This is a genomic window from Mycoplasma sp. AC157 (genome assembly GCF_054343415.1).
This window is the reverse complement of the sequence record NZ_JBTGVE010000011.1, coordinates 23,247-31,204: the sequence shown is the minus strand read 5'-3', so window position 1 is coordinate 31,204 and position 7,958 is coordinate 23,247. Positions and strand designations below refer to the sequence as shown.

Genomic DNA, 7,958 nt, shown 5'->3' with positions numbered 1-7,958 from the left:
GTTGAAAATGTGTCATTTTTTGCTAAGTATAGAAAAATAGTAAAAATTTAGGTTTAATATTTTCTTCAATAGAAGATCTAACTTCGTTATTTTTATTTAACAAACCAATAGAAGCGGTGTTTGCTCCAGTCAGTTCTTGATTAAAAGTTAATTCAATAAAAGATTGATTGTTTTTAAATAAGAATTTGCTATTTTCTAGTTTGTATTCCTTTTTGTTTTCTGGTGTTTTTTGAGAAACTTGGTTTTTATCACCACAAGAAATTACAAACAAAGTAGGTAAAGTTACTACTGATGAACCAATAAATAATAATTTTCTTTTTTTTCATATTCCCTCTTTACTTTCAAATATAAATATTATTAAATTATAATATGAAATACAGAAATAATAAGGATTTTATTCTTTTATATTAAGTTGCTTCAATTTAAAATAAATCATTAATATTTTTAAAAAATAAAAATTTTTGCAAAAAAAAAAAAAAAAGAAGAGTTTTTATGGTAGAATAATAACGCATAGAGAACTATCTATGCGAAATATTATAATTACTTTTAGATTTGTTTTATTTAATTTATTTTCTTAATTTTTAATTTTATTTTAATATAGTTTTGTTAACTCCTTTTACTTCACACATAATTTACACTTAATATACACACTATATATTTAAATTTTTAATTAAATTCTTGTAATTCATAAATTATATTTGTTTTCAATCATAAATTTAGTTAAATAGTCATATATATTAAAAATTCAGATAAATTAATTAATACTATATTCATAGCACCCGTCAGGGTGCTTTCTTTTTATTTTTTGTGGTATGAATAATTTTTATTTTTGCTTTTTTTTGGTAAAATATTAATGTATTTTATATAATAAATAAATACTAAAAATTAAACGCGATTGGATAGGAAATAGATGAAAGACTATTCTTTGGTTGGTTTTAAGCGCGTTTAAAATAAAATAAATTAATATAAATGAAAGGAAATATAATGGCAAAATTAAATTTTGATCGTTCAAAAGAACACGTTAATATTGGTACAATTGGACACGTTGACCATGGTAAAACTACTTTAACAGCAGCTATTGCTACAGTTTTATCAAAAAAAGGATTAGCAGAAGCTAAAGACTATGCATCAATCGATGCTGCTCCAGAAGAAAGAGAACGTGGAATTACAATTAACACAGCTCACATTGAATACGAAACAGAAAAAAGACACTATGCACACGTTGACTGTCCAGGTCACGCTGACTATGTTAAAAACATGATTACAGGTGCAGCTCAAATGGATGGTGCTATCTTAGTAGTTGCTGCTACAGATGGACCAATGCCTCAAACAAGAGAACACATCTTATTATCAAAACAAGTTGGGGTTCCAAAAATCGTTGTTTTCTTAAACAAAGTAGATATGTTAGTTGGTGAAGAAGAAATGGTTGACCTAGTTGAATTTGAAATTAGAGACTTATTATCTTCTTACGAATTCGATGGTGAAAACACACCTATCATTAGAGGTTCAGCTAAAGGTGCTTTAGAAGGAAAACCAGAATGAGAAGAAAAAATCTTTGAACTTATGAATGCAGTTGACACATACATCGATGCTCCAGTTAGAGAAATGGATAAACCATTCTTAATGGCGGTTGAAGATGTTTTCACAATTACAGGACGTGGAACAGTTGCTACAGGAAAAGTTGAAAGAGGACAAGTTAAAATTAACGAAGAAGTTGAAATCGTTGGTTACAAAGAACAACCTAAAAAAACAGTTGTTACTGGAATTGAAATGTTCAGAAAAAACCTTGATTCAGCTATGGCTGGAGATAATGCTGGAGTTTTACTACGTGGAGTAGATAGAACAGAAATCGAAAGAGGACAAGTTATTGCTAAACCAAAAACAATAGTTCCTCACACAGTATTTAAAGCAGCTATTTATGCTCTTAAAAAAGAAGAAGGTGGACGTCATACACCATTCTTCCAAAACTACAAACCACAATTCTACTTTAGAACAACAGACGTTACTGGTGGAATTAAATTTGAAGCAGGAAGAGAAATGGTTATGCCAGGAGATAATGTTGACTTAACAGTTGAATTAATCGCTCCTATCGCTGTTGAACAAGGTACAAAATTCTCAATCCGTGAAGGTGGAAGAACAGTTGGTGCTGGTTCAGTAACAGAAATTATTAAATAATTTCAAAGCAAAAGAAAAAAGTTAACATTCAAAATGTTAACTTTTTTATTAAATAAATAATGAAATTAATTGCTTTGTAAAAAAGTAATCAAGAGTAATTTAAACAAAATGTCTTATGTTACCTAAATACACTCAGATTTTACATTATATTATTTTATTTCCTTTTAATTACTCATTTTCCGAGTTTGGAAGAACCCTCATAACGTACCAATCCTTCCTTTTTCATTTTTCTTAAATGATAACGAACTCCATCTATTGTGATGTTTAATTTTTCTGATATTTCTTTTGTATTTATTAACGGATTTTTCTCTAATAAATTAAGAATTTGATCATATTTAAGAGTAGTTTTGGTGGTAGTTTTGGTGGTAGTTTTTTTAGAAAAACTATTATCAAAATTTTTATAAAATTCTTCATTTATTTTAATAATTGCATTGGTAAAATTACTTTTTTCATCCCCTGAACTAAATAGTAATTTAGGTGAATTATTTTGCAAAAGAGTTGATTTTGCTCTTCTTATCCCTGAACCATAAGATTCTATTAATTTCAGTGCAAAAAACATATTTTTGATTTCATTGTTTATATATTTTCTTTGATCGAAACTGGTTTCATTATTTAGAGATTCTATTGTTACTGGCGGTAATGGCTTGTTGTGGTTGATGAAAGAGATTCTATCTTTATAAATATAAATCCCAACAAATTCATTATTTTCATATTCTTTGTGTAAAATTGCGTTTGTTGCTAATTCTTTGAAAGTTGCAAGTGGATAATTATAAATAATTTTATGTTCTATTTTGTTATCTTCTCTTATTGTGTAGTATGTCATTATATTATTTTCAAAATACTTATTAACTTGTTTTACTTGAAGTCAAATTGGTCCATCAAATATTTTTTCTTCCATCTTGTCAGTACCATCTACTTCTCTAATCACTTTAACAAATGCATTAGGAATAAATTTACTTGGATTTTCTGCAAACATTAGAACAGCAAAATTTTTTGCTCGATAATTTTCAAATTTATTATCACTTATTAGTCCCATACTTTTTGCCATATCAATTTTAGACATTTCTATAATATCTTTTTTAGCATTTGTTAATATCAAATATTCTTTCATATATTCATAATTTAAATCATCAATTGTTGCAATATGATTTAAATTAGAACTAAAAGAATAGTTAGCAAATTTTCTTAAAAGTTCAAATTCTTCAAGGGGTTTAGGTAATCTTGTGTCTCTTCTTATTCTTATATATCATCCAGGTTTTAATCCAATCTCTTTTTTTGTCTTTTCTATTGTTTGAAAAGGTACGTTATTATTATTGTCTTTTATAGCAATAATTAAATAATGCTTATCATCTATTTGATCGGTTTGGAGATTATAATTTATTTTATTTTTACACAACTTAAGCTTTTACTTTATTCTTAAAAGAATAGAAACTAAACTTAAATATTTAGAAAAATATAAAAAATTAAATATTTTATATGATGATAATTAATTTTATATTATTTGTAAATAATGAAAATAACAGCAAAATTAATTGGCAAAAATATGTTTTTTCCTTTTATTTTTATATTTTAATTTTTTAAAATTATAATTTATTAAAGGAAAATCATTATGAATAATAAACTTTTTACAAATAAAGAACTAGAAAAATTAACATCTACTGAAAAGTCTTTAATAAATTTTGCTTTAGAAAATCCTAAAGAATTTTATAGTTCTTCCATAAAACAAATAGCATTAAAAACTTTTATTTCCATTTCTTTAATATCTAAAACTGTTAAAAAAGTAGGATTTAATTCATTGAAAGATATGCAATTTTATGTTTTTCACAATTATTTAAATTCTAATCAAACTATAAATACAAATGAAAATGACCAAAATGTTAAAATATTAAATAAATTATTTAATTATTACAGAGAATCTATTTTTCAAACAGCTCATTTAGTAAATTTAGAAGAAGTAAATTTACTTGTTAGAGATATTATAAAATCTCAAAAAATTTATCTTTTTGGAGCAGGTAGTTCTTTTCTTTGGGCAAGTGAGTTAGGAATAAATTTACAAAAAATAGGTTTAAATGCTTTACCTTTTAAAGATTTTCATTCTTTTTTACTTGTATCTGGACAAGAAAAAAATGAGAAAATAACTATAATTTTATTTTCTAAATCTTGTGATACAAAAGAAATAAAACACATAATCAAGGTTTTTCAAGAACAAAAAATCAAATTTTATTTAATAACAGCAAATAAAACAACCAAAGAACAATATGAAAATGTAATAATTTATCACACTTTAGAACAAGATAAACGTTTAGTTTCTATTTCTTCAAAAATAAACCAACAATTTATTGCTGATTTAATATTTCTACTTTTAATTGAACATAAAAATCAAAATTATGACCAAATTTATTTAAAAAATTTAAAAATATTAGAAGGTTGAAATAAATAAACAATAAAAAATATTTTTCTTATTTAATAAACAAAAAAGTAAATTTTTTTCCTTTTTAAATTTTTATTATTTTTAAAAATATAATTTTATTATAGAAACAAGGAGGAAAAATGGAAATTTTTTCAAAAGATAAAATTTTTATCAATGAAGATTTACAAACTCAAGATGAAGTTTTTCGTTTTATAGCAAAACAAGCATTAAATATGAATATAACTTCTAGTTCTGATGAGATATATAAATCTTTGGTAAATAGAGAAAATCAAATTTCAACTGGCATGGAAAATGAATTTGCAATTCCCCATGCACAATCTGAATACATTGATTTTCCAACTTTATTTTTTATAAAGTTAAAAGAAAATATTGAATGAAAAACATTTGATAATTCAAATGTAAAATATATATTTTCAATTTTAGTTCCATCTAAAAGTGAAAATAATATACATCTAGAAACGCTTGCAAAAATTTCAACAATGCTCTTAGATAAAGAAATAATTGAAAAATTAAAAGTTAGCGATGATACAGAAGAAATTTTTAATTTATTTAGTAGTTTTATTAACAGAAAGAAAGAAACAAAACCAAAAAATCAAATAGGAAAAAAAGTTGTAGGTATTACTTCTTGTGCTGTAGGAATAGCTCACACTTATCTTTCAGCAGAAAATTTAGAGAAAAAATTACTACAAATGGGTTATATTCCAAAAATAGAAACAAGAGGTTCTGTAGGTTCAAAAAATACATTAACTGTACAAGATATAAAAGAAGCAGAATTTGTAATAGTAGCAAGTGATGTAGAAGTCGATTTATCTATTTTTAATGGTAAAAAACTATATAGAACATCTACAAAAGAAGCAATTCACAATACAGAAGAAGTTATTAAAAAAGCAAGCAATTCTTCTGTGTATAAAAGCGATGTTAAAAATCCTAACATAAAGGAAAATAGCGATAAAAAGGGATTATTAAACCATATTGTTACAGGTATTTCTTATATGATTCCATTTGTTATATTCGGTGGAATTATGATTGCTTTATCTTTAGGTATTGGAAAAAGTATATATGGAAATAATTCTGCAGCACCAAAAGGAGATTTTCTTTGATATTTACTTGAAATAGGAGTTGTTTCCTTTACTTTAATGATAGGAGTTCTTGGTGCTTATATAGCTTATTCAATTGCAGGTAGAGCTGCTATAATGCCTGCATTTGTAGTTTCAGCAGTTGCTAATATGAATAATTTATTTTTTAGTATTGGTAACATCAGTGTACAAACACCTATGGGATTTTTAGGTTCCATTCTTTTTGGAATTTTAGTTGGTTATACAGTTAAATGATTAGCACAACTAAAAATTCAAAAATCAATTGCAGCAATTATACCAATGTTTGTAATTCCAATTGCTGTAACATTATTTTATTCACTGCTTGTAATATTTATTATAGGAGCTCCTATTGGTTTTGTAATGGATAAATTTATTCATGCACTACAAAATCTCTTTAAAAATGGTGGAGCACTAAACTTAGGAATAGCATTCTTAATAGGAGGATTGCTTGGTGGAATGGCAGGATTTGATATGGGTGGTCCTATTAACAAAGTAGCTTTTCTAACTTCTACTGCATTAGTTGCTCAAAAAGTATTTGAACCAATGGGAATGGTTGCAGCAGCAATTCCAGTTGCACCTTTAGGTATGGGTATGGCGACTGTAATTTTTAGAAAAAAATTCAATGAACAAGAAAGATCATTAGGTATTTCTGCTTTAATTATGGGATTTATTGGTATTAGTGAAGGAGCAATTCCTTTTGCTGTTGCTGATCCAAAAAGAGTTATTACTGCAAATGTTATAGGTTCAGCAGTAGCTGGTGCTATGGCAGGACTATTAAGCGTAACAGACGCTGCAGCACACGGAGGACCTATTGTTGCAATTTTAGGTGCTGTTGGTTCTAATGTCTATGGAAGTGGTTTAGGAATTCTTTTCTTCTTCTTATCAATTATTGTTGGGACAACAATTACTTGCTTAATATATGGTTTTTGAAAAAATTCAAAAAATACAAATAAAGAATTTAATATTCCTTTTTTAAATAGTTTAAAAAATAAATTAAATTTAAGAAAAGGAGCAAAAAATGAATAAACTTAAATTAGATAAACAAAAAATGATTCTTTATGGTTTATTAACTCTTTTCTTAATTTCGCTTATTATTGGTATAGTTTTAACAGTTCTTGGGACAAGTGATTATGGTAAATTTGTTGATTTAACAAAACAATTAGCTAATTTACAAAAAGACACAGATCAATATAATTCAGTAAGTAAAATGCTGGAAGTAGTAAATATTAGCAAATTTATATATGGAATATTTTTACTTATAATTTCTTTATTATTATTGATTTTTAGTTCTTTATCTGCTAATTCAATATTTAACAAAAAACTGAGATAAAATGGAAGAAATTATTTTTTTAAAACCTTATTTTAAAAAAACATTATGAGCAAATGACAACATAAAAAGAATTTTTAATTTAAATGAAAACATAGGCGAAGCATGATTGATTTCAGCAGTAAAAAATTGTGAATCAACTTTAATTAACACCAATCAAAAATTTAGTGATTTTATAAAGGAAAATCCAAAATTTTTCAATATAAAAGAAGAAGATATTAATTCTTTTGTTTATCCTAATCTAACTAAATTTTTAGATGCTAAATTACCTTTAAGTATCCAGGTTCATCCAGATGATGAATATGCAAAAAAATTAAACTCTTTAGGTAAAAATGAATGTTGATATGTGTTGGAAAATAAAGGAAAACCCTTTATATTAGGTTCCTCAACTACTAATAAAGAAATTTTTAAAAATGTTATAAATACTAAGGAAACAGAAAAATATTTAAATAAAATTATTTTAAATAAAGGAGATTTTGTTTCCATTGAATCTGGTTTAATTCACGGAATACCTGAAGAAACAATGGTTTTTGAATTACAACAATCGAGTGATATCACTTATCGTTTATATGACTATGAAAGATTAGATATAGATGGAAAAAAAAGGGAAATACACACTAAAGAATCTCTTGAAACAATGAAATTAGATTTACAACCTATTATTCAAAAACAATTAAATCAAGAAGGGTTTTACAATACAAAAAATTTTAATTTAACTAAAAAAGAAATAAATAATACTACAGAAATTATTGACACAACAAAAGCAAAACATTGTACAGAAGTTGTAGTTTTTGAAGGAGAAGGTTTTTTAAACAAAACCACCAAAATTAAACAAGGTGATGTTTTTATTGTTTCTAAACAAACTCCAAATTTTTCAATAAATGGAAATATTAAAATTTTTATAAATTTTGTATAAATTAAAATCAAC

7 protein-coding genes are annotated in these 7,958 nt (G+C 25.2%); 5 read left to right on the top strand and 2 right to left on the bottom strand.

Features of this window, described 5'->3' with window-relative positions; translation table 4 throughout:
• Window positions 1-22 precede the first annotated feature (22 nt).
• Window positions 23-271, bottom strand: a complete 249-nt coding sequence (locus ACXX84_RS02495; RefSeq protein WP_458572849.1) for a hypothetical protein — start codon at window positions 269-271, stop codon at window positions 23-25.
• A gap of 713 nt (window positions 272-984) precedes the next feature.
• Here ACXX84_RS02495 and tuf point away from each other — a divergent pair.
• A complete protein-coding gene (gene tuf, locus ACXX84_RS02490) occupies window positions 985-2,175 on the top strand; it encodes an elongation factor Tu (protein ID WP_436358628.1) in 1,191 nt (396 codons plus the stop codon).
• A 154-nt stretch (window positions 2,176-2,329) separates the two neighbouring features.
• Here tuf and ACXX84_RS02485 read toward each other — a convergent pair whose 3' ends face one another.
• The gene (locus tag ACXX84_RS02485) at window positions 2,330-3,571 is read right to left on the bottom strand and encodes a winged helix-turn-helix transcriptional regulator (protein ID WP_458572848.1); all 1,242 of its coding nucleotides are present in this window, start codon (window positions 3,569-3,571) and stop codon (window positions 2,330-2,332) included.
• Between the two features lie 213 nt (window positions 3,572-3,784).
• Here ACXX84_RS02485 and ACXX84_RS02480 point away from each other — a divergent pair, with 213 nt between their 5' ends.
• The 4 genes from ACXX84_RS02480 to ACXX84_RS02465 all read left to right on the top strand — a co-directional run bounded on the left by ACXX84_RS02480 (window position 3,785) and on the right by ACXX84_RS02465 (window position 7,946).
• Entirely contained in the window at window positions 3,785-4,615 is an 831-nt protein-coding gene (locus ACXX84_RS02480) for a MurR/RpiR family transcriptional regulator (protein ID WP_458572847.1), read from the top strand.
• A gap of 110 nt (window positions 4,616-4,725) precedes the next feature.
• Window positions 4,726-6,729: a PTS fructose transporter subunit IIABC gene (locus tag ACXX84_RS02475; RefSeq protein ID WP_458572846.1), complete on the top strand. Its 2,004-nt coding sequence runs from the start codon at window positions 4,726-4,728 to the stop codon at window positions 6,727-6,729.
• Window positions 6,722-7,033, top strand: coding sequence for a hypothetical protein (locus tag ACXX84_RS02470; RefSeq protein WP_458560664.1), 312 nt, complete (start codon window positions 6,722-6,724; stop codon window positions 7,031-7,033). The genes ACXX84_RS02475 and ACXX84_RS02470 overlap by 8 nt, the downstream gene beginning before the upstream one ends.
• Before the next feature lies 1 nt (window position 7,034).
• On the top strand, window positions 7,035-7,946 hold the full coding sequence (locus ACXX84_RS02465; RefSeq protein ID WP_458560663.1) for a type I phosphomannose isomerase catalytic subunit: 912 nt from the start codon (window positions 7,035-7,037) through the stop codon (window positions 7,944-7,946).
• Window positions 7,947-7,958 lie beyond the last annotated feature (12 nt).